Raw genomic sequence first — 20,377 nt, 5'->3', positions numbered from 1 at the left:
GCCCCTCTCACCCCGGAGGGAGAGGGGCTGAAGCAGCTTGAGAGGGACTTTGAAAAGCAGACGGCCGCATCGCTGCGGCCGTCCGGTCGCTGCTTACTTCAACGCCTTGAAGCGCAGGCGCTTGGGACCGGCGTCGTCGCCGAGGCGGCGCTTCTTGTCCTCTTCGTACTCGCGGTAGTTGCCCTGGAAGAATTCCACGTGCGAGTCGCCCTCGAAGGCGATGATGTGGGTGGCGATGCGGTCCAGGAACCAGCGGTCGTGCGAAATGACGAAGGTGTTGCCGGGGAACTCCAGCAACGCGTCTTCCAGCGCGCGCAGGGTCTCGATGTCGAGGTCGTTGGACGGTTCGTCGAGCAGCAGCACGTTGCCGCCCTGCAACAGGGTCTTGGCCATGTGCAGGCGCCCGCGCTCGCCGCCGGACAGCGAGCCGACCATCTTCTGCTGATCCTGGCCCTTGAAGTTGAAGCGGCCGATGTAGGCGCGCGACTGGATCTCGGTGCCGTTGATGTTGAGGATGTCCAGGCCGCCGGAGATTTCCTGGAACACGTTGTGGTTGCCTTCCAGCTTCTCGCGGCTCTGGTCCACGTAGGACAGCTGCACCGTCGGCCCGATCACGATCTCGCCCGAGTCCGGCTTCTCCTGCCCGGTGATCATCTTGAACAGCGTGGACTTGCCGGCGCCGTTCGGGCCGATGATGCCGACGATCGCGCCCGGCGGGATGATCATCGACAGGTTGTCGATCAGCAGGCGGTCGCCGAACTTCTTGGAGACGTTCTTGAACTCCATCACCGAGTTGCCCAGGCGCTCGCCCGGCGGGATGAAGATTTCGTTGGTCTCGTTGCGCTTCTGGTAATCGACCGACTGCAATTCCTCCAGCCGCGCCAGGCGCGCCTTGCCCTTGGAGCGGCCGCCCTTGGCGTTCTGCCGCGACCACTCCAGTTCCTTCTGGATCGCCTTCTGGCGGGCCTTTTCCTGGTTCTCTTCCTGCTTCAGGCGCTCGTCCTTCTGCTCCAGCCACTGTGTGTAGTTGCCCTTCCACGGGATGCCGCGGCCGCGGTCCAGTTCGAGGATCCACTCGGCGGCGTTGTCCAGGAAGTAGCGGTCGTGGGTGACCGCCACCACGGTGCCGGTGTAGCGGTGCAGGAACTGCTCCAGCCATTCCACCGATTCGGCGTCGAGGTGGTTGGTCGGTTCGTCGAGCAGCAGCATGTCCGGCTTCTGCAACAGCAGGCGGCACAGCGCGACGCGGCGCTTTTCACCACCCGAAAGCTTGCCGATCACCGCGTCCCACGGCGGCAGGCGCAGCGCGTCGGCGGCCACGTCCAGCTGCTGTTCGACGGTATGCGCGTCGCCGGCGGCGAGGATGGCTTCCAGGCGCTCCTGCTCCTTGGCCAGCGCGTCGAAGTCGGCGCCTTCCTCGGCATAGGCGGCATACACCGCTTCCAGTGCGGCCTGCGCCTGCAGCACGTCGCCGACGCCTTCTTCCACCGCCTGGCGCACGCTGTGTTCCGGGTTCAGTTCCGGCTCCTGCGCCAGATAGCCGACCTTGATGCCGGGCTGCGGGCGGGCCTCGCCTTCGAAGTCCTGATCGACGCCGGCCATGATCTTGAGCACGGTGGACTTGCCGGCGCCGTTCAGGCCCAGCAGGCCGATCTTGGCGCCCGGGAAGAACGACAGCGAGATGTCCTTGATGATCTGCCGCTTGGGCGGGACCACCTTGCTGACGCGGTTCATGGTGTAGATGTATTGCGAGGACATGACGTCTCCGTAGCGCACGCCCGTGCCCGGTCCGCATGGCGGACAGGCCCAGGGCAAAAGGGAATGGACAATTATAGCCGCAAGCCCGTCGCGGCCGGGCCGCCGCCACTGGCTTGCCGGCAGGTGAACGGCGCCGGGCGTAACCGTTTCCAGCCGGAATCCGTTCAGATCGCGTGAGCATGATGGAAACCGCCAACCACACCGCGAGGGCCACCATGAAGATGCACCGACTTGTTGTCGCCGCGATGACCACCCTGCTTGCCCTCGGCGCCACCGCACCGGCCTTCGCCGCCGGCGACCGTGGCCATGACCGCGGCCACCACGGCTGGAACGACCGTGGCCGTGGCCACGGCCACGACGACCGTCGCGACGACCGCCGCCATTACAACGCCGGCTACCGGGACGGCCGCCGCGATGCCCGCCGCTACGCCCCGCCGCCGCGCGTGGTCTACCACCCCTACGGGTTCCAGCGCGGCTACCGCTACACCCACTACTACGGTGGCCCGGTCTACGTGGTCAACGACTACGGCCGCTACCACGTGCGCCGCCCGCCCTACGGCCACCGCTGGATCCGCGACGACCGCGGCAATCTGCTGATGGTGGCCATCGCCACCGGCATCATCGCCGACATCGTGCTGCACCACTGAGCCGGCCGCGATGCCCGCCACGAAGGCGCCCCGACGGGCGCCTTCGTCGTTTCCGGGCAGGCGCCACCGCCCGCGCCGGCGCCGGCGGCCGGGGCAGGGAGGAAGCGCTACAATCGGCCATTCCCCCCGCCCACACCTCCAGGAGCCATTGATGTTCCCGCGCGATGCCCGTATCGAGTCCTACGATCCCGAACTGGCCAAGGCCATTGCCGCCGAGTGCCAGCGCCAGGAAGACCATGTCGAGCTGATCGCCAGCGAGAACTACGCCAGCCCGTTGGTGATGGAGGCGCAGGGCAGCCAGCTGACCAACAAGTACGCCGAAGGCTACCCGGGCAAGCGTTACTACGGCGGCTGCGAATACGTGGACGTGGCCGAAAAGCTCGCCATCGACCGCCTCAAGCAGCTGTTCGATGCCGACTACGCCAACGTGCAGCCGCACTCCGGCTCGCAGGCCAACCAGGCGGTGTATTTCGCGCTGCTGCAGCCGGGCGACACCATCCTCGGCATGTCGCTGGCGCACGGCGGCCACCTCACCCACGGCGCCAAGGTCAATGCCTCCGGCAAGATCTTCAACGCCGTGCAGTACGGCGTGAACGAGCAGGGCCTGATCGACTACGACGAAGTCGAGCGGCTGGCGCTGGAACACAAGCCGAAGATGGTCGTGGCCGGTTTCTCGGCGTATTCGCAGGTGATCGACTGGGCGCGCTTCCGTGCCATCGCCGACAAGGTCGGCGCCTACCTGTTCGTGGACATGGCGCACGTGGCCGGCCTGATTGCCGCCGGCGTCTACCCGAGCCCGGTGCCGCACGCGCACGTGGTGACTTCGACCACCCACAAGACCCTGCGCGGCCCGCGCGGCGGCATCATCATCGCCAAGGGCGCCGGCGAGGAGATCGAGAAGAAGCTGCAGTCCATCGTCTTCCCCGGCATCCAGGGCGGCCCGCTGATGCACGTCATCGCGGCCAAGGCGGTGGCGTTCAAGGAAGCGCTGGAGCCTGCGTTCAAGGCCTACCAGCAGCAGGTGGTGAAGAACGCGCAGGCGATGGCCAACACGCTGATCGCGCGCGGCTACAAGATCGTTTCCGGCGGTACGCAGAATCACCTGATGCTGGTGGACATGATCGGCAAGGACGTGTCCGGCAAGGACGCGGAAGCCGCGCTGGGCAAGGCCCACATCACCGTCAACAAGAACTCGGTGCCGAACGACCCGCGTTCGCCGTTCGTGACCTCGGGCCTGCGCCTGGGTACCCCGGCGGTCACCACCCGTGGCTACAGGGAAGCCGACTGCGTGGAGCTGGCGAACTGGATCGCCGACGTGCTCGACGCGCCGGGCGACGAGGCGGTCATCGCCCGCGTGCGCGAGGCGGTGAGCGCGCAGTGCAGGAAGTACCCGGTCTACGGCTGAAAAGCCGGGAACGGGGTACGTGGGAACAGGGAATGACAGGCTGCTGCAGCCTGTCCGTATGACAGGGAGTTGTCATGGCGACGGATTTCCGCGATCTGCGGGTGTGGGAAGAGGCGATGGTTCTGGTCGAGAAAGCTTATGAGCTTGCAGCCGGGTTTCCGGCCGACGAGCGATTCGGTTTGAGCAGTAGCGAGCCGTCTCCATCCAATTGCAGACAATGAGAAAGTCGCTGCAACGCAAAGACGCACAAGACACCGGGATGTCACATTCCCCGTTCCCTGTTCCCCATTCCCAGCCTCTCTGATGCACTGTCCCTTCTGCCAGCACACCGATACCCGCGTCATCGACTCGCGCGTTTCCGACGACGGCGCAACCATCCGCCGCCGCCGCGGTTGCGAGGCCTGCGGCGAGCGCTTTTCCACGCTGGAAACCATCGAGCTCAAGCTGCCGGTCATCATCAAGAGCGATGGCGGGCGCGAGGCGTTCGATGCGCGCAAGCTGCGGGTCGGCTTCGACCGCGCATTGCAGAAGCGGCCGGTGTCGGAAGAGCGGATCGAGGCGGCGGTGCGCGCGGTGGTGCACCAGCTGCGGATGAGCGGCGAGCGCGAGGTGCCGTCGATCCGCGTCGGCGAGTTCGTGATGGACGAGCTGCGCAAGCTCGACCACGTCGGCTACGTGCGTTTCGCCTCGGTCTACCGCAGCTTCGAGGACGTGGCCGATTTCCGCGACGAGATCGAGAAGCTCGAACGCGACCATGCCGCCGACGAAGGGCAGTTGTCGCTGCTGGATGCGGGCGTGACGCGGGCTGGAAAAGGGCAAAAGCGCTGAGGCTCTGGCCGCATCGGCCCGAGGTCGATAGTGCCGGCCGCTGGCCGGCAACCTCGCATTCCTCAACATTGCCGCGGATGCCGGCCAGCGGCCGGCACTACCTCGGGTGCGGGCGACGCTGGCTGGAAGGCCTCCCGGTGAATCTGGCACCCGCGCGCCGATAGAATGCTCGCATGGGCAACTTCACCGCCACCGACCACCGCTTGATGGCCCGCGCGCTGCGCCTGGCCGAGCGTGGCGCGTGGACGACGCGGCCCAACCCGATGGTCGGCTGCGTGATCGCGCAGGGCGGGGAGGCCGTCGGCGAGGGTTTCCACCAGCGCGCCGGCGGCCCGCATGCCGAGGTGTTCGCGCTGCGTGCCGCCGGTGAGCGTGCGCGCGGCGCCACCGCCTACGTCACCCTCGAACCCTGCGCGCATTACGGCCGCACGCCGCCATGCGCGCTGGCGCTGGTCGAGGCCGGCGTGGCGCGGGTGGTCGCGGCGATGGGCGACCCGTTCCCCGACGTCGATGGCGGCGGCTTCGCGCTGCTGCGGCAGGCCGGCATCGACGTGGCGGTGGGGTTGATGGAAGAACGGGCGCGCGAACTCAACCGCGGCTTCCTGTCGCGCATCGAGCGCGGGCGGCCGTTCGTGCGGGTCAAGCTGGCCGCCAGCCTGGACGGGCGCACGGCGATGGCCAGCGGCGAGTCGAAATGGATCACCGGGCCGGCCGCGCGCGCCGACGTGCAGCGCTGGCGCGCCCGCGCCGGGGCAATCCTGACCGGCGCGGCGACGGTGCTGGCCGATGACCCGGCATTGACCGCGCGCCCCGAAGCCGGCGAGTTCCTGCCGCCGCTGCGGGTGGTGCTGGACGCGCGTCTGCGCACGCTGGAGCGCACGGGGGTGCGCGAAGGCGGCGCGCCCACGCTGTACCTGCACGATCCGGCGCTGGCACCGCCGGCGCTGGAGGACATCCAGTTCGCCGCCGCGCCATTGCAGGCCGACGGCCGTTTCGACCTGCATGTGGTGATGGCATTGCTGGCCGCGCGCGGCATCAACGAGGTCCATGTCGAGGCCGGGCCGACCCTGTGCGGCGCCCTGCTCGCGGCCGGGCTGGCCGATGAAGTGCTGCTGTACCTGGCGCCGCTGCTGATGGGTGATGGCGCGCGCCCGCTGCTGGCCGGGCTGGGCATCGACACGATGGCGCAGGCGCTGCCATTGGAGGTGGCCGACCTGCGCAGTGTCGGCAAGGACCTGCGCCTGCTGCTGCGCCCGTAGGTCGGGGTTACACCCCCGGCGCTGCCTTGCGCGTGCTGCCGGGGGCGCAGCCCCGGCCTACCTCGTGGCCAGCTTCCCGGCGATTTGCCAGCAGGACGCTGCACCACGCCACGGAACACTGCCATCCATCCACCGGGCAGGCCCGCCCGGACCGGGCTGGTACAATGCCCGCGCCGGTTCGCCGGCAACCACGAACGTCTTCAGGGCGGGGTGCGATTCCCCACCGGCGGTAGGCGCGGCCATTCCGATGGAATGCACGCGCGAGCCCGCGAGCGCCGAGGCCGATGGGGGTTGCGCATCATGATGCGGGCTCCGCTTGGCCGAGGGTCAGCAGATCCGGTCCGATGCCGGAGCCGACGGTATAGTCCGGATGAAAGAAGACGGCCACGCATGGCATCGCGCCATGCGTGCGCCTGTTTGCCTTGCGGCGTTTTTCGCTGGCCTCCAACGCGAGAAACGTAATGAAGAAACACGGCAATACCTGCACCTGCATGCCGGGGGTGCACTGATGTTCACCGGCATCATCGAAGGCGTCGGCCGCCTGGCCGCGCGCGAACCCCTCGGCGGCGATGTCCGCTTCACCTTCCACGTCGGCAGCCTGCCGTTCGATGACGTGCGGCTCGGCGAGAGCATCGCGGTCAACGGCGTGTGCCTGACCGTCATCGCCTTCGATGGCGACAGCTTCCGGGCCGACGCCTCCACCGAGACGCTGGGCCTGACCACGCTGGGTGAACTGGTCATCGGCGCGGCGATCAACCTCGAACGCGCGATGCGCCCGAGCGACCGCCTCGGCGGGCATCTGGTCAGCGGCCACGTCGATGGCATCGGCAAGGTGCTGTCGGTCATCGATGACGCCCGCGCGCAGCGCTGGCGCTTCGCCGCACCGCAAGCGCTGCTGAAATACATCGCGAAGAAGGGCTCGATCTGCGTCGACGGCGTCAGCCTGACCGTCAACGAGGCCGATGACGAGGGCTTCGAGGTGGCGCTGATCCCGCACACCGTCGCCCATACCCGCTTCGTCCATACCGGCGTCGGCGATGCCGTCAACCTCGAAATCGACCTGGTGGCGCGCTACGTGGAAAAACTGATCGGAATGCCGGCCAACGGCCGGCATCTACCCGGCCAAGGAGCCAACGCATGAACTTCGCCCCTGTCCCCGAACTGCTGGAAGAAATCCGCGCCGGCCGCATGGTGGTGATCGTCGATGACGAGGACCGCGAGAACGAAGGCGACCTGATCATGGCCGCCGAGCTGGTCAAGCCCAGCGACATCAACTTCATGGTCACCCACGGCCGCGGTCTGGTGTGCCTGCCGTTGACCCGCGCCCGCGCCGCCGACCTGGGCCTGGCGCCAATGGTGCAGGCCAATACCGCGCAGTTCCAGACCAACTTCACCGTCAGCATCGAAGCGGCCGAGGGCGTGACCACGGGCATTTCCGCGCATGACCGCGCCCACACCATCCGCACCGCGGTCAAGCCCAACGCCAGGGCGTCGGACCTGCACCAGCCGGGCCACATCTTCCCGCTGATCGCCCAGCCGGGGGGCGTGCTGACCCGCGCCGGCCATACCGAGGCGGGCGTGGACCTGGCCATGCTGGCCGGGTTGGAGCCGGCCGGTGTGCTGGTGGAGATCCTCAACCCCGACGGCAGCATGGCGCGCCGCCCGGAGCTGGAGGTGTTCGCGCGCGAGCACGGGCTGAAGATGGGCTCCATCGCCGACCTGATCGCCTACCGGCTGGCCACCGAGCACACCGTCGAGCGCGTGGACGAGCGCGAGATCGACACCGAGTTCGGTGCGTTCCGGCTGCTCACCTACCGCGACCGTATCGCCCACGACCTGCACTTCGCGCTGGTCCGTGGCACGCCTCGGCGCGACGTGCCGACGCTGGTGCGGGTGCAGGTGGAGAACCCGCTGGCCGACCTGCTGCACTGGCGCCGCGACGATTTCGGCGTGGCCGCCACCGACGCGCTGCGCGCCATCGCCGCCGAAGGGCAGGGGGTGATGGTGGTGCTGTCGGCGCCGCGCGATACCGACGCGCTGCTGGCGCGGCTGCGGCGCGAGCCGGAAGTGCGCCCGGCCGGCAAGGACAAGGACGTGGGCCAGTGGCGCCGCAACGGCGCCGGTGCGCAGATCCTGTCCGACCTCGGCCTGGGCAAGCTGCGCGTGCTCGGTACCCCACGCCGGCAGGTTGGTTTGGCCGGTTATGGGTTGGAGATCGTCGAGACCGTGCAGCCGTAAGTGCGGGGTTTACCCCACATCCACTCCCGACCCCTAGCCCCGTAGGTGCCGGGCTTGCCCGGCACGGGCTTCACCGGGAAGGCCCCATACGGGGCAAGCCCCGCATCTACGGGGTCTTGGTGCGCGCATCGGCAATCGCCTTGACCCGCGCCTTGCGCAATGCCTCGCCGATGGCGGGGCCCTGCAACCCGGCGGTGGCGATGTCGCGCGCGTTGACCGACAGCGCGGCGGCATGCAGGCGCAGCAGGGTGGCGCGCTGCGGATAGTCGCTGTCCTCGAACCCGAGCCGGCCGCGCTTGTCGCACTCGCACACCAGCGCCATCTGCGCGATGCGCTCGGGACGGCGCAGGCCGTCGCAGCGCGCGATCAGCTCCAGCACGGTGGCGTCGCGCAGTTCGTCGATGCGGTGCACGTTGAGGTGTTCGCGGCACGCCGCCTCGGCGAGCAGGCGGTGGTCGGCCGGCACCTTCAGGCGTTCGCACAACGCGGCCAGTGGCTTGAGCCCGCACTGTTCGTGCATGACGTGGCGCGGCAGTTCGTCCGCCGGGGTCAGGGCCTTGCCGAGGTCGTGGGTGAGCGCGGCGAAGCCGACCAGGTCGTCGCCCGGCGCCAGCCTTGCGGCCATGTCGCTGACCATTTCCTGGTGCACGCCGGTGTCCACCTCCGGGTGGAACTCGGCGCGCTGCGGCACGCCGTACAGCGCCTCCACTTCCGGCAGGATCGCGCCCAGCGCGCCGGTGTCGTGCAGCGTGCGCAGGAACGCCGACGGCCGCGCCGCGCGCAGCGCCTTGCGCAGCTCCTGCCAGATGCGCTCGGGCACCAGCGCATCCAGTTCGCCGCTGGCGGCGACCTGCCGCATCAGCGCGGCGGTTTCCGGGGCGAGGGTGAAGCCCAGCGGGGCGAAGCGCGCCATGAAGCGCGCCGCGCGCAGCACCCGCAGGGGATCCTCGACGAAGGCCGGGCCGACGTGGCGCAGCACGCGCTGTTCGATGTCGCGCACGCCGCCCCAGGGATCGACCAGCGCGCCGCTTGCCTCGTCGCGGGCGATGGCGTTGAGGGTGAAATCGCGGCGCCGCAGGTCTTCCTCCAGCGTCACCGACGGATCGGCATCGACCACGAAGCCGCGGTAGCCGCGCCCGCTCTTGCGCTCGGTGCGCGCCAGCGCATGTTCCTCGCCGGTATGCGGGTGCAGGAACACCGGGAAGTCGCGGCCCACGGCCTTGAAGCCCTGCGCCTCCATCTGCTGCTGGGTGGCGCCGACCACCACCCAGTCGCGGTCGCCCGCTTCGAGGCCAAGCAGGGAATCGCGGACCGCGCCGCCGACGAGATAGGTCTTCATGCGCGACATGATGCGTGCAAAGGCCACGGCGGCAAAACCGCGCGCGGTAAATGCGGGGCCTGCCCCGCATCCTCGGCCGTCACCGCGAATAGGCGGCGCGGATCTGCTCGGCGTATTCGGCCAGCGTGCCGAGCCCGATGCGCTGGCGGCGTTCGTCCACGTGCGCCTCGTCCTCGATCGGCGCGGGTACCCAGTCGTCGCCGGCCTTGATGAATTGCGTGCCGTACAGCTGCTTTTCGTCGCGGCCGGTGCGCACGCGGTCGGTCAGGTAAGCCAGGTGCGAGGGTTTGGCGTCCTTGTCGAGTACGGCCTTTTCCAACAGCTCCAATACCTGCTGCTGGAAGGCCGGGTCGCGGTCGGCGTGCTGCGCCAGCAGCCATGCGGCCTGCGCACCGTCCTCGTGGACCAGCTTGTAGCCGGGCCAGCCACGGCTGGCGACCACCTGCTTGAGCCAGGTGGTGTTGTCGGTGTCGATCCGTTCGGCCTCGGCGATCAGCGCCTTGTCCTCCGGCGCGGCGATCAGCCGGTCGCGGATTTCCTGGTCGCGGTTGAGGCGCTCGAACAATTCGCGGCGCAGCGTGCGGTCGGTCCCGGCGAGGTGGCGGTCTTCCTCCTGCCGCGCCAGTGCCAGCATCGGTTCCCAGCGCGGGTCGTCGCGCAGGCTGCGGAAGTCCTCGTCCTGCTGGAGGTCCGCGACCGAGGTGAAATGGGTGGTGATGGTCGTGCGCAGGCGCTCGAACGCGGCGTCGGCGTTGCCGGCGAGGGCAAGGCAGCAGGCGGCGTTGTAGCCGTCCGCGCGGGTGCCGCCTTCGGCGTCGGCCACCTGCGCATAGAGCGCGGCGCAGCTGGCGTATTCGCCGGCGTCGTAGGCCCGCTGCGCCTCGCTGCGCATAGGTGGCGCGGCCAGTGTGGCGAGGGGCAGCAGGGCACAGGCGGTGAATGCGATCACTACGGCACGGAGCTTGGGCATGCTGTCGGTCCCGGGACGGAGAGCCGGCAGCATGCCTGCCTCAGCCGGGGCAGGCAAACGCCTTGGCCGGCGTTTCCAGCCGGCCCTGCATGCGCTCGACCAGCGGCACCGCCTTGCCGTTGAGGCGCCAGTCGTAGATCACGCTGAAGGCCAGCACGCGGGCGACGTATTCGCGGGTTTCCTTGTAGCTGATGGTCTCGATCCAGAAATCCGCATCGAAGCCGGGGCGCTGCGACTGCCAGCGCGCGGTCGGGGTGGGCCCGGCGTTGTAGGCGGCGATGGTGACGTAGGGCAGGCTGCCGTACTTGTCCAGCAGCTGGCGCAGGTAGGCGCTGCCGATGGCGATGTTGGTATCTGCGTCGTACAGGCTGGCGGCGCCGCCGTAGCCGCTCAGGCCAATGGATTTCGCGACGCTGGCGCCGGTGGCCGGCAGCACCTGCATCAGCCCCATCGCGTTGGCCGACGAGCGCGCGTTCGGGTTGAAGATGCTTTCGGCGCGGATTTCGGCCGCCACCCATGCTGGGTCCAGCGCATTGCGCGCGGCCTCGCGGCGGATGCTGTCGCCGTGGTGCAAGGGGAAGCGCAACGCGTACAGGCGCATTTCCTGCGCGCCTTTCAGGGCGAACACGGCGCGGTCGAACCAGCCGTTCGCGCCGGCCACCTCCACCGCCAGCCGGCGCTGGGTGTCGTCAAAGCGCGACAGGGCGTCGGCCCATTCGCGCGCGGCCCAGGCCGGGCGGTCGATCTTGAACAGTTCCAGCGCGCGCACCAGCGCCGGGTCGCGGGCCACGGCGGCGCGCGCCTGCGCGTCGTCGTTTGGCGTCCACGGGCACAGCGCATAGGGCTGCTGCAGCTTGTCGGCGGCGAGGAAGCCGTGGAAGGTGGCTGCGTTGGCGGCGGCGCGGTACAGCGGCAGCGCTTCGGCGGGCTTGCCGGTCTTGTCCAGCAGCCGCGCCTCGAACCAGCGCCAGCGCGAGTCGTTGCGTTGCGACGCCGGCATCCTGCGGATCGCGGCCAGTGCCGCCGGCCAGTCGCCGCGCGCCATCGCCTCGCGCGTGCGCCATTCGTGCAGGCGCTCGTCGTAGGCCGCCTCGGGCACCGCGGCCAGCCGCCGTGCCGAGTCCGGCCCGTACGAGGCCACGGTCCACAGCGCGATCTGGTAGCGCACGCGGGCCTGCTGCGTGGCGTCCAGGCCCAGCGCCTGCGCGTAGTGCGGCAACTGCCGCTCGGCCGCGTCCGGGTCGGCCTTGGCGAGCTGCTCCAGGCCATCGGTGGCGATGCGGCGGCTGCGCTCGTTCTTCGGCCAGTTCAACGCGCGCGCGTCGGGCTTGCCGACGAAGACGGCGTAGTCGTTGGCCTGCGCCTGTTCGACGGCGGGCAGGCCGCGCGCGGCGGCGCGCATCACCGCCGGCTGGCGCGCGTCGGCGGCCGCGTCGATGCGCTCCCAGCGCAGCGCGGGTGTCAGCCCACCGCGTTCGGCCAGCGCGGCGAACACCGGGTCGCAGGCGTCGGGCAGCGATTTGCCGCTGCCGCGCCACAGTGCCTGCACGTCGCCGGTCCACTGCGCATCGGCCTTGCCGGTGGCCAGCCGTGCGTTGAGTTCGGCGCATTGCAGCGCCGGGTCGCGGCTGGGCTGCCAGTTGCCGAGCAGGGCCGGCCAGTCCCGGCGCCGCGCCAGCTCCGCCAGCCACATGGCGCGGAAGGTTTCGGCCACCGGCTGGCCCTGGTAGCGGCGCAGGAAATCGCTGGCCCGCGTACCGTCGAGGCCGTCGATGCCGCGGCGCAGGGCGCTGTATTCGAGCCAGCCATACAACGGGTGGTCGCGCAGCGTGGCCGCGGCGGTGGCGTCGAACTGGCCGCGTTCGGCGTTGTCGATGGCCATGCGCATCAGCGGGCGGCGGGCGTCCAGGTCCTGTGCGCAGGCGCCGGTGGCGGCCAGCAGCAGCGATGCCGCAAACGGCAGCAGTGGGGTGTGTCGTTTCATCGGCAAAGCATAGCCGGGGCCCTGTCGGCGTCGTCGTGGCAATACCGGCTCGCGGATGAACGGGGAATGGGTGAGACAGGCGGTAATCCGGTCCCGGTTGGTGGGAAGGGGGTTTCCGGGCTTCCTTTTCCCTGTGGGGTGAGGACGTGTTGTTTGCGAGCCACCGGCTCGCACACGTCCGAACGCCCGGCGTGCTACGCCAGACGAGGGGCGAGCGAAGTCCGTGATGGTCGAACCATCGGGATGCCATCGCCCCCTCGCCCCGGTCCCTCTTCCGCCGGGAGAGGGCTGATGCTCCCCGTCTTCACTCGTTCCTTGTTGCTCTCACTACGTTCCTCGCTTCCACATGCAAACTTCCCGATTCGCACCGCTGCTGCCGGTGTTGGCGGTGCTGGGGTCGGTGACGTCGCTGGCCATCGGCACGTCCTATGCCAAGCACCTGTTCCCGCTGATCGGCGCGCAGGGCACCAGCGCGCTGCGCGTGGGCTTCTCGGCGCTGTTCCTGCTGGCGCTGTGGCGGCCGTGGCGCTGGCATGCCAGCCGCACGGACGGCATCGCGATCCTGCGCTACGGCCTGGCGTTGGGGGTGATGAACCTGCTGTTCTACATGGCCATCGACACGATTCCGTTCGGCATCGCGGTGGCCATCGAATTCACCGGGCCGCTGGCGGTGGCGATGCTGTCCTCGCGGCGGCCGATCGACTTCGTCTGGGTCGGCTGCGCGGTGGCCGGGTTGCTGCTGCTGTTGCCGGTGGCCGGCGGGCCGGCGCTGGATACGGCGGGCGTGCTGTATGCGCTGGGCGCGGCGGCATGCTGGGCGCTGTACATCGTGTTCGGCAAGCGCGCCGGGCACCTGCACGCCGGGCACAGCGTGTCGCTGGGGCTGCTGGCGGCGTCGCTGGTGGTGGTGCCTGTGGGCGTGGCCCATGCCGGCATGGCGTTGCTGGAACCACGGGTGCTGCTGGCCGGGGCGGTGGTGGCGGTGGTGTCCAGCGCGATCCCGATATCGCTGGAGATGATGGCGCTCAAGCGCCTGCCCAGGGAAACCTTCGGCATCCTGATCAGCATGGAGCCGGCGGTGGCGGCGCTGTGGGCGTTGCTGCTGCTGCACGAGCGGCTCGGTGGCCTGCAATGGCTGGCGATCGGCTGCACGGTGCTGGCTTCGGCAGGCAGCACGCTCACCGCGCGGCGGTCGCGATAGCGCCCGATCGTTGCTCGGCAACCTCGTATGTCCGACATCTCGTAGATGCGGGGCTTGCCCCGCATGAAGCCTTCCCGGTCCAGCCCCGTGCGGGGCAAGCCCCGCACCTACGCGACATGGTATGGATGCCGGCCAGCGGCCGGCACTCCCGGATGTGTCTGGAGCAAAGCCCCCTGAGTCAGGGGGCGCGCCGAAGGCGCGGGGTGTGGATGACGCAAGACGGGGCCCGCGGTCTGCGGCGCAAACCGTGGGGCGACAGCGCGCAGCGATGGCGCATACCGGCCAGCGGCCGGCACATTCAGCGCAGTGCGTTGGCCGGCACGTCGATCGACATCGCCACCGCCAGATGGTCGGAAAAGGCGGCCGGCACCGCTTCCACCGAGCGTTGCTGCAGGCTGCTGCTGACCAGGATGTGGTCGATGGCCCGGTCCGGGCGCCAACTGGGGAAGGTCGGCACCAGGCAGCCGGGCGGCTGCAGCCGGGTCTTGCGGTACAGCACCTGCATTTCCGGGCGCTCGGCCTTGCAGTTGAAGTCGCCCATCAGCACCGCGTTGGGGTGGTCGGTCAGCAGGTCGGCGATGAAATCCAGCTGCGCCATCCGCGAGCCGACGCCCAGCGACAGGTGCGCCACCGCCACGGTCAGGCCTTCGCGGTCGTCGCCGAAGCGCGCCAGCAGCACGCCGCGCCCGCCGATGCGGCCGGGCAGGGCGTGGTCCTGCACTTCCACCGGTTCCAGCCGGCTGAGCAGGCCGTTGGCGCTGGAGGCCACGCCGCCCATGCGCCGGTTGGGCTGGTGGCTCCAGTAGTTGAAGCCGGCGCGTTCGGCCAGGTAGTGGGTCTGGTTGGTGAAGCCCGAGCGCAGGCTGCCGGGGTCGGCCTCCTGCAGGCCGACGATGTCGCGGCCGCTGGCCAGTTTGGCGATGGCGTCCAGGCTGGAGCGCTTGCTGCCGGCCGGCAGCGCGTGCGACCAGCTGCGGGTCACGTAGTCGCTGTAGCGGCGCGTGCTGGAGCCGGCCTGGATGTTGGCCGTCAGCAGTCGCAAGGTGCGGGTGGGGGCGTTCACGGCGTGCAGCCGGGCCTCGCGCGGGGGGAGGCCCGGGTTCGTTCTCGTCAGCGGGCGTTGGCGGCGCGCTCGCGGGCGATCAGGTGGTCGGCGATGCGCAGCATGTCCTCGTAGCTCTTGCCCTTGACCAGGTACTTGCCGTTGACGATCAGCGACGGGGTGCCGGTGATCTTGCTGCGCTGGATGAACTGCTTGGCGCGGTTGGCCTTGGCGACCACCGAGAAGCTGCCCATCGTGTCGAGGAAGGTCCTGGCGTCGACGCCGTGCTTGCCGTAGAAGTTGGCGATGTCCTGCGGCGAATCGTGGCTGCCCAGCTCGCCGTTGAGCGAGTGCTCGATGTGGATGGCCGCATACAGCGCGTCGTGGGTCTTTTCCTGCACGCCCAGCGCCTCGGCGGCGTAGTAGGCGCGGGAGTAGTCGTCCCAGTAGCTGCCGAACATGGCCGGGACGTAGACGAAATTCACGTCCGAGGGCAGGCCGGCCTTCCACGAGGCGACCATCGGCTGGAAGCGGGCGCAGGCCGGGCAGACGTAGTTGAAGACCTCGGCCACCTCGATCTTGCCGGCGGCCGGCTGGATCGGCTGGCCGCCTTCGATGGCCACGTAGTCGGTGCCGGCCACCGGTTCGGGGCCGACCAGGCGTGCCTGCGCCGGTACCGGGACCTTGTCTTCGGCGGGTGCGGCGGTGGCTTCGCCAGCCGGCTCCGCGGCCAGGGTTGCGCTTTCATCGGCCGGTGCGGCGGCATCGGCGGCCGGGGCCTCCGCGGGGGTGGTGGCGGCCGGCGTGGCCGGTGCGGTGGCGTCGGCCGAGCCGTCCTGCGGCGTGCAGGCGACCATCAGCGGCAGCAGGGCCGTCAGGACCAGGGCGAGGCGGATCTTCATCGGGGGATCTCCAGCGGATTCGTCGGTACGGCGGCCACCGGGCGGCGACCGGTGCGCATGATGCCACTTTGCACCGGCCCGGCTGAACCGGTGGCGCGCGGTGGGTGGCTCAGGGGCGGGCGGCGGCGCGCTCGCGGGCGATCAGCGCGTCGGCGTTGCGCAGCAGTTCCTGGAAGTTGTTGCCCTTGACCAGGTATTTGCCGTTGACGATCAGCGCCGGCGTGCCCGGTACCCGGGTGCGCATGGCGAACTCGCGCGCGGCCTTGACCCTGGCCTCGACCTGCTCGCCGCGCAGCGCGTCGATGTAGGCCTGCGGCTCCACGCCATAGGCGGCATGGAAGGTGGCCAGCTCCTGCGGCGAGACGTTCTGCATCGGCAGGCTGTGTTGTTCGTGCAGCGCCTTGAATACGTCGGCATGGCTGCGCGCGAGCACGCCGGTCTGCTCGGCGGCGTAGTAGGCACGGGCATAGGCGTCCCAGTAGCCGCCGAAGGCGGCCGGTACCGCGGTGAAACGCACGTCGCGCGGCAGCTTGGCGGTCCATGCCTCCAGCATCGGCTCGAAATGGGCGCAGTGCGGGCAGGTGTAGCCGAACATCTCCACCACCTCGATCCTGCCGGCCAGTGGCGCGAACGGGCCGGGGTCGGCGATCAGGTCGTAGTCCCGCCCTTCCACCGGCTCGGACGTGGAAGCGGCGCAGGCGGCCAGCGGCAGCAGGACCAGCAGCAGGGTCATCAGGCGCGAGGCGAATTTCATCGGGAAAGCTCCAGCGGAAATGGAAACGCCGGCCTGCGGGGGCCGGCGTTTCCTGGACGGCACTGCACCGGTCGCGGTGGCGAGTGGCTCAGGGCTGCGCGGGCGCAGCGTCGACGTCGTCGGCGCGGGCGTGCAGGCCCTGCACGTAGCTGGACAACGCCTGGATTTCCTGTTCGGTCAGCGAATGGGTGACCTGTTCCATGATGCGGAAGTGGGCCGGGTCGGTTTCCTGCGTCTGCCCGGCCTGGTAGTGCTGCAGGCGCTGGGCGGTGTAGGCCGCGTGCTGGCCGCCGATGTGCGGGTAGGCGGGGCCGGGGTTGCCGGCGCCGTTGGGGCCGTGGCAGGCCATGCAGGCCGGGATGCCGCGCTTGGCGTCGCCGCCGCGGTAGAGCGCCTGCCCGATCTCGTAGAACTTCATGCCGGCATACGCGCCATCGGTGACGTCGGCATCGTCGGCGACGCCGGCGCCGGACTTCTGCGTGGCGAAATAGGCGCCGAGGTCGCGCATGTCCTGCGGGGTCATGCCTTCGACGAACGGCAGCATGACCGCGACCATGCCCTCGGTGCGCTGGCCGCTGGCGATCAGCGCCAGCTGCTGGGCGATGTAGCGCTCGCTCTGGCCGGCCAGGCGCGGGTACATCTCGATGGCCGAGTTGCCGTCGGCGCCGTGGCAGGCGGCGCAGACCTGCGCCTTCTGCTCGCCGGCCGCGGCATCGCCGGGCAGGGCCTTGCTCAGGTCGATCTCCAGCGGCGCGACCTGTACCTGCGCTTCCTCGGGCATCGGGGTGACCGAGCTCTGCGCATACGCAACGATGGCGATGAGGGGGGCTGCTATTGCGGTGATGGCAAGAGCGCGAACGTGGCGCATGCGGAAAGCTCCGTGTGGACCGGGCCGGGCGGGTTTCGGCCGGCATCGCGTGAATTATCGGCGCCGATTCAGGGCAGGGTCAACGCAGCGCTGCAACAAAACCCTGCGGAGGTGGCAGAAAGCGGGCGGAAATGGCCGGTAACGGGCGCCTGCGGGCCGGCGCACGACGGCCCGGCGTGCGATCCTATGCGCATGTCACAGCTCCTCGAACGCGCCCGCTACCAGCTTTCCGCCCACAACGCCCGGCAGTTGCCGCCGGACGCGGGCGCCGAAGTGGCCTTCGCCGGCCGCTCCAACGCCGGCAAGTCCAGCGCGCTCAACGCGCTGACGCGGCAGAACGCACTGGCCCGGGTTTCCAAGACCCCCGGCCGCACCCAGCAACTGGTGTTCTTCCAGGTCACCCCCGAGGCCCACCTCGTCGACCTGCCCGGCTATGGCTACGCCAAGGTGCCGCTGGAGCTGCAGGCGCACTGGCAGGCCTTCATCGACAGCTACTTCCGCAGCCGCGAGGCGCTCAAGGGGCTGGTGGTGGTGATGGACATCCGCCACCCGCTGAAGGACTACGACCGGCAGATGCTGGCCTACGCGGTGCAGCGCGGCCTGCCGGCGCACGCGCTGCTGACCAAGGCCGACAAGCTCGGCCGCGGCCAGCAGATGCAGACCCTGCAGAAGGTGCGCAAGGAGCTGTCCGCCGCGTTCGGCGACACGGTGAGCGTGCAGGCCTTCTCCGGCGAGTCGAAGCAGGGCGTGGAGGAAGCGCGCGCGGTGATCGGCGGCTGGCTGGGGCTGTAGCGCCGGCCGGCTGGCGATCCCCCGGCCACGCCGCGGTTCAGCGGCTGGCGTCGCCGTTGGTTGCCGCAGGCGCGTGCCGTGCACCGGTGTCCACCGGCTCAGGGTGCGACATGGAACAACCGGCCGATGGCGGTGGCCGCGGCCATCGCCAAGGCGCCCCAGAACACCACGCGCACCGCGCCGCGTACCGGCGCGGCACCGCCGGCATGGGCGGCCAGGGCGCCGGTGATGCTCAGCCCGGCCAGGGTGGAGCCGATGGTGGCGGCCGTGACCAGCGGGGCCGGGGCCAGCAGGGCGGTCAGCACCGGCAGCGCCGCGCCGGCGACGAAGGCGCTGGCCGAGGCGGCGGCCGCCTGCAGCGGGCGCGCGCGCAGTTCGTCGGTGATGCCCAGCTCGTCGCGTGCATGCGCGGCCAGCGCGTCGTGCGCGGTGAGCTGCACCGCCACCTCGTGCGCCAGTTCCGGCGACAGCCCGCGGCGGCGGTAGATGCCGGCCAGTTCCTCCAGTTCGTCATGCGGGTCCTCGTGCAGCTCGCGGCGCTCGGTCGCCAGGTCCGCATGCTCGGCGTCGGCCTGCGACTGCACCGAGACGTATTCGCCGGCGGCCATCGACATGGCCCCGGCCACGGTGCCGGCGACGCCGGTGGCCAGCACGGTGGCCGCCGAGGCGCCGCTGGCGGCGATGCCCACCACCAGCCCGGCCACCGAGACGATGCCGTCGTTGGCACCGAGCACGGCAGCGCGCAGCCAGCCGACGCGTTCGGAGCGGTGGATTTCCTTGTGGCGGTGTCGTTGCATGCCGGGCAGTTTAGGCAACGGGCGCGGGGCCGTGGCGGAATGATATGCAGCCGCGCTCGCGAATGCGGGTCAAGCCTGCGCCGGTAGGATGCTGAAACCCGTGGCCGGCAACGTGGCGCACGGGGCCGCACGATATAGTTCCGGCTTGCGGTGACGGGGCTGCAACCCCACATCCGGCCCCACCCGAATCCACGCGAGATCGCCCTTGTCCAGCCCCAGCCACGTCGCCGATACCCCCATCACCGACCGCGACCAGCTGGTCCAGAGCATCGCCTCGGGCGAGAAGCCCAAGGCGCAATGGCGCATCGGCACCGAGCACGAGAAGTTCGGTTTCAGGCTGGACGACCTGCGCCCGCCGACGTTCGAGGGCGAACGCGGCATCAACGCGCTGCTCGACGGCCTGACCCGCTTCGGCTGGGAGCCGGTGCAAGAGGACGGCAACACCATCGCCCTGCTGCGCGACGGCGCCTCGGTGACGCTGGAGCCGGCCGGGCAGCTGGAACTGTCCGGCGCGGCGCTGGAGAGCATCCACCAGACCTGCGTGGAAACCGGCACCCACCTCAACGAAGTGGCGCAGGTGGCCGGCGAGCTGCAGCTGGGCTTCCTCGGCATGGGCTTCCAGCCGAAGTGGGCGCGCGCGGACATGCCGTGGATGCCCAAGGGCCGCTACCAGATCATGAAGAACTACATGCCCAAAGTCGGCGCGCTCGGCCTGGACATGATGACCCGTACCTGCACGGTGCAGGTCAACCTCGACTACGCCAGCGAAGCGGACATGGTGAAGAAGTTCCGCGTGTCGCTGGCCTTGCAGCCGATAGCGACGGCGCTGTTCGCCGATTCGCCGTTCACCGAAGGCAAGCCCAACGGCTACCTGAGCTACCGTTCGCACATCTGGACCGATACCGACGCCGACCGCACCGGCATGCTCGACTTCGTGTTCGCCGACGGCTTCGGCTACGAGCGCTACGTGGACTACCTGCTCGACGTGCCGATGTATTTCTCCTACCGCGATGGCCGCTACATCGACGCCAGCGGCAAGTCGTTCCGCAGGTTCATGCGCGGCGAGCTGGACGTGCTGCCCGGCGCGCTGCCCACGCTGCGCGACTGGAACGACCACATGACCACCGCGTTCCCGGAAGTGCGCCTGAAGAAGTACCTGGAAATGCGCGGTGCCGACAGCGGCCCGTGGAGCCGCATCTGCGCGCTGCCGGCGTTCTGGGTCGGCCTGCTGTACGACGACGCGGCGCTGGACGCGGCGTGGGACCTGGTCAAGGACTTCAGCATGGCCGAGCGCCACGCCCTGCGCGATGGCGTGCCGAAGCTGGCGATGAAGCTGCCGTTCCGCGATGGCACGGTGCGCGACCTCGCGCGGCGCGCGCTGGAAATCTCGCGCGAGGGCCTGCGCCGCCGTGCCGCGCTCAATGCCGACGGCCAGGACGAAACCCGCTTCCTCGACGTGCTGCAGGAGATCGTCGATTCCGGCAAGACCGCCGCCGAGCGCAAGCTGGAGCTGTTCCACGGCGAGTGGTACGGCAGCGTCGATCCGCTGTTCTGCGAATTCGCTTACTGAGGGGCATGCGGGGCAAGCCCCGC

Annotated in this window: 19 protein-coding genes and 1 riboswitch; of the genes, 10 read left to right on the top strand and 9 right to left on the bottom strand. The window is 69.8% G+C overall.

The genetic code is table 11. The features are described 5' to 3' along the window. Positions 1–93 precede the first annotated feature (93 nt). Positions 94–1,758, bottom strand: a complete 1,665-nt coding sequence (gene ettA, locus ABB34_RS03105; RefSeq protein ID WP_057639782.1) for an energy-dependent translational throttle protein EttA — start codon at positions 1,756–1,758, stop codon at positions 94–96. A gap of 215 nt (positions 1,759–1,973) precedes the next feature. Here ettA and ABB34_RS03100 point away from each other — a divergent pair, with 215 nt between their 5' ends. From ABB34_RS03100 to ribB, 7 genes are all read left to right on the top strand, one after another. Continuing rightward, positions 1,974–2,405 (top strand): RcnB family protein, encoded by a 432-nt coding sequence (locus ABB34_RS03100; protein WP_057639790.1) that lies wholly within the window; start codon positions 1,974–1,976, stop codon positions 2,403–2,405. A 151-nt stretch (positions 2,406–2,556) separates the two neighbouring features. Then, complete coding sequence (glyA, locus tag ABB34_RS03095) at positions 2,557–3,810, top strand: serine hydroxymethyltransferase (RefSeq protein WP_057639781.1); 1,254 nt, start codon at positions 2,557–2,559, stop codon at positions 3,808–3,810. A 74-nt stretch (positions 3,811–3,884) separates the two neighbouring features. Further along, complete coding sequence (locus ABB34_RS14745) at positions 3,885–4,031, top strand: four helix bundle protein (protein ID WP_083490033.1); 147 nt, start codon at positions 3,885–3,887, stop codon at positions 4,029–4,031. Between the two features lie 82 nt (positions 4,032–4,113). After that, positions 4,114–4,638: a transcriptional regulator NrdR gene (nrdR, locus tag ABB34_RS03090; RefSeq protein ID WP_057639780.1), complete on the top strand. Its 525-nt coding sequence runs from the start codon at positions 4,114–4,116 to the stop codon at positions 4,636–4,638. Between the two features lie 173 nt (positions 4,639–4,811). Beyond that, entirely contained in the window at positions 4,812–5,897 is a 1,086-nt protein-coding gene (gene ribD, locus ABB34_RS03085; RefSeq protein ID WP_057639779.1) for a bifunctional diaminohydroxyphosphoribosylaminopyrimidine deaminase/5-amino-6-(5-phosphoribosylamino)uracil reductase RibD, read from the top strand. Positions 5,898–6,089: 192 nt separating this feature from the next. Beyond that, a riboswitch (FMN riboswitch) is annotated at positions 6,090–6,283 on the top strand. A gap of 122 nt (positions 6,284–6,405) precedes the next feature. Beyond that, positions 6,406–7,038 carry a riboflavin synthase gene (locus ABB34_RS03075; protein ID WP_057639777.1) on the top strand — a complete coding sequence of 211 codons (633 nt, stop codon included), beginning with the start codon at positions 6,406–6,408 and terminating at the stop codon, positions 7,036–7,038. Beyond that, positions 7,035–8,135, top strand: coding sequence for a 3,4-dihydroxy-2-butanone-4-phosphate synthase (gene ribB / locus ABB34_RS03070; RefSeq protein WP_057639776.1), 1,101 nt, complete (start codon positions 7,035–7,037; stop codon positions 8,133–8,135). Before ABB34_RS03075 ends, ribB begins: the two co-directional genes overlap by 4 nt. A gap of 106 nt (positions 8,136–8,241) precedes the next feature. Here ribB and ABB34_RS03065 read toward each other — a convergent pair whose 3' ends face one another. The 3 genes from ABB34_RS03065 to ABB34_RS03055 all read right to left on the bottom strand — a co-directional run bounded on the left by ABB34_RS03065 (position 8,242) and on the right by ABB34_RS03055 (position 12,428). Further along, entirely contained in the window at positions 8,242–9,474 is a 1,233-nt protein-coding gene (locus ABB34_RS03065) for a multifunctional CCA addition/repair protein (RefSeq protein WP_057639789.1), read from the bottom strand. A 79-nt stretch (positions 9,475–9,553) separates the two neighbouring features. Next, positions 9,554–10,444: a DUF6624 domain-containing protein gene (locus ABB34_RS03060; protein ID WP_152979485.1), complete on the bottom strand. Its 891-nt coding sequence runs from the start codon at positions 10,442–10,444 to the stop codon at positions 9,554–9,556. A gap of 40 nt (positions 10,445–10,484) precedes the next feature. Then, positions 10,485–12,428: a transglycosylase SLT domain-containing protein gene (locus ABB34_RS03055; RefSeq protein WP_057639774.1), complete on the bottom strand. Its 1,944-nt coding sequence runs from the start codon at positions 12,426–12,428 to the stop codon at positions 10,485–10,487. 346 nt (positions 12,429–12,774) lie between these two features. Here ABB34_RS03055 and ABB34_RS03050 point away from each other — a divergent pair, with 346 nt between their 5' ends. Then, positions 12,775–13,629, top strand: coding sequence for an EamA family transporter (locus ABB34_RS03050; protein ID WP_057639773.1), 855 nt, complete (start codon positions 12,775–12,777; stop codon positions 13,627–13,629). 298 nt (positions 13,630–13,927) lie between these two features. Here ABB34_RS03050 and ABB34_RS03045 read toward each other — a convergent pair whose 3' ends face one another. The 4 genes from ABB34_RS03045 to ABB34_RS03030 form a co-directional block, all read right to left on the bottom strand. Beyond that, entirely contained in the window at positions 13,928–14,692 is a 765-nt protein-coding gene (locus tag ABB34_RS03045) for an endonuclease/exonuclease/phosphatase family protein (protein ID WP_057639772.1), read from the bottom strand. A gap of 47 nt (positions 14,693–14,739) precedes the next feature. After that, positions 14,740–15,573, bottom strand: a complete 834-nt coding sequence (locus tag ABB34_RS03040; protein WP_057639771.1) for a thiol:disulfide interchange protein DsbA/DsbL — start codon at positions 15,571–15,573, stop codon at positions 14,740–14,742. Between the two features lie 109 nt (positions 15,574–15,682). Further along, positions 15,683–16,327 carry a thiol:disulfide interchange protein DsbA/DsbL gene (locus ABB34_RS03035; protein WP_057639770.1) on the bottom strand — a complete coding sequence of 215 codons (645 nt, stop codon included), beginning with the start codon at positions 16,325–16,327 and terminating at the stop codon, positions 15,683–15,685. 88 nt (positions 16,328–16,415) lie between these two features. After that, the gene (locus ABB34_RS03030; protein ID WP_057639769.1) at positions 16,416–17,195 is read right to left on the bottom strand and encodes a c-type cytochrome; all 780 of its coding nucleotides are present in this window, start codon (positions 17,193–17,195) and stop codon (positions 16,416–16,418) included. Positions 17,196–17,387: 192 nt separating this feature from the next. Here ABB34_RS03030 and yihA point away from each other — a divergent pair, with 192 nt between their 5' ends. Beyond that, positions 17,388–17,987, top strand: coding sequence for a ribosome biogenesis GTP-binding protein YihA/YsxC (gene yihA / locus ABB34_RS03025; RefSeq protein ID WP_057639788.1), 600 nt, complete (start codon positions 17,388–17,390; stop codon positions 17,985–17,987). A gap of 98 nt (positions 17,988–18,085) precedes the next feature. On the opposite strand, the gene ABB34_RS03020 is transcribed toward yihA, so the two are convergent. After that, complete coding sequence (locus ABB34_RS03020; protein WP_057639768.1) at positions 18,086–18,784, bottom strand: VIT1/CCC1 transporter family protein; 699 nt, start codon at positions 18,782–18,784, stop codon at positions 18,086–18,088. Positions 18,785–18,989: 205 nt separating this feature from the next. Here ABB34_RS03020 and ABB34_RS03015 point away from each other — a divergent pair, with 205 nt between their 5' ends. Next, complete coding sequence (locus ABB34_RS03015; protein ID WP_057639767.1) at positions 18,990–20,354, top strand: glutamate--cysteine ligase; 1,365 nt, start codon at positions 18,990–18,992, stop codon at positions 20,352–20,354. The last annotated feature ends 23 nt before the right edge of the window (positions 20,355–20,377 follow it).

The organism is Stenotrophomonas daejeonensis, assembly GCF_001431505.1.
GTDB lineage: Bacteria > Pseudomonadota > Gammaproteobacteria > Xanthomonadales > Xanthomonadaceae > Stenotrophomonas > Stenotrophomonas daejeonensis.
The sequence above is the reverse complement of the archived record's forward strand: the minus strand, read 5'-3'. Positions and strand labels throughout refer to the sequence as shown.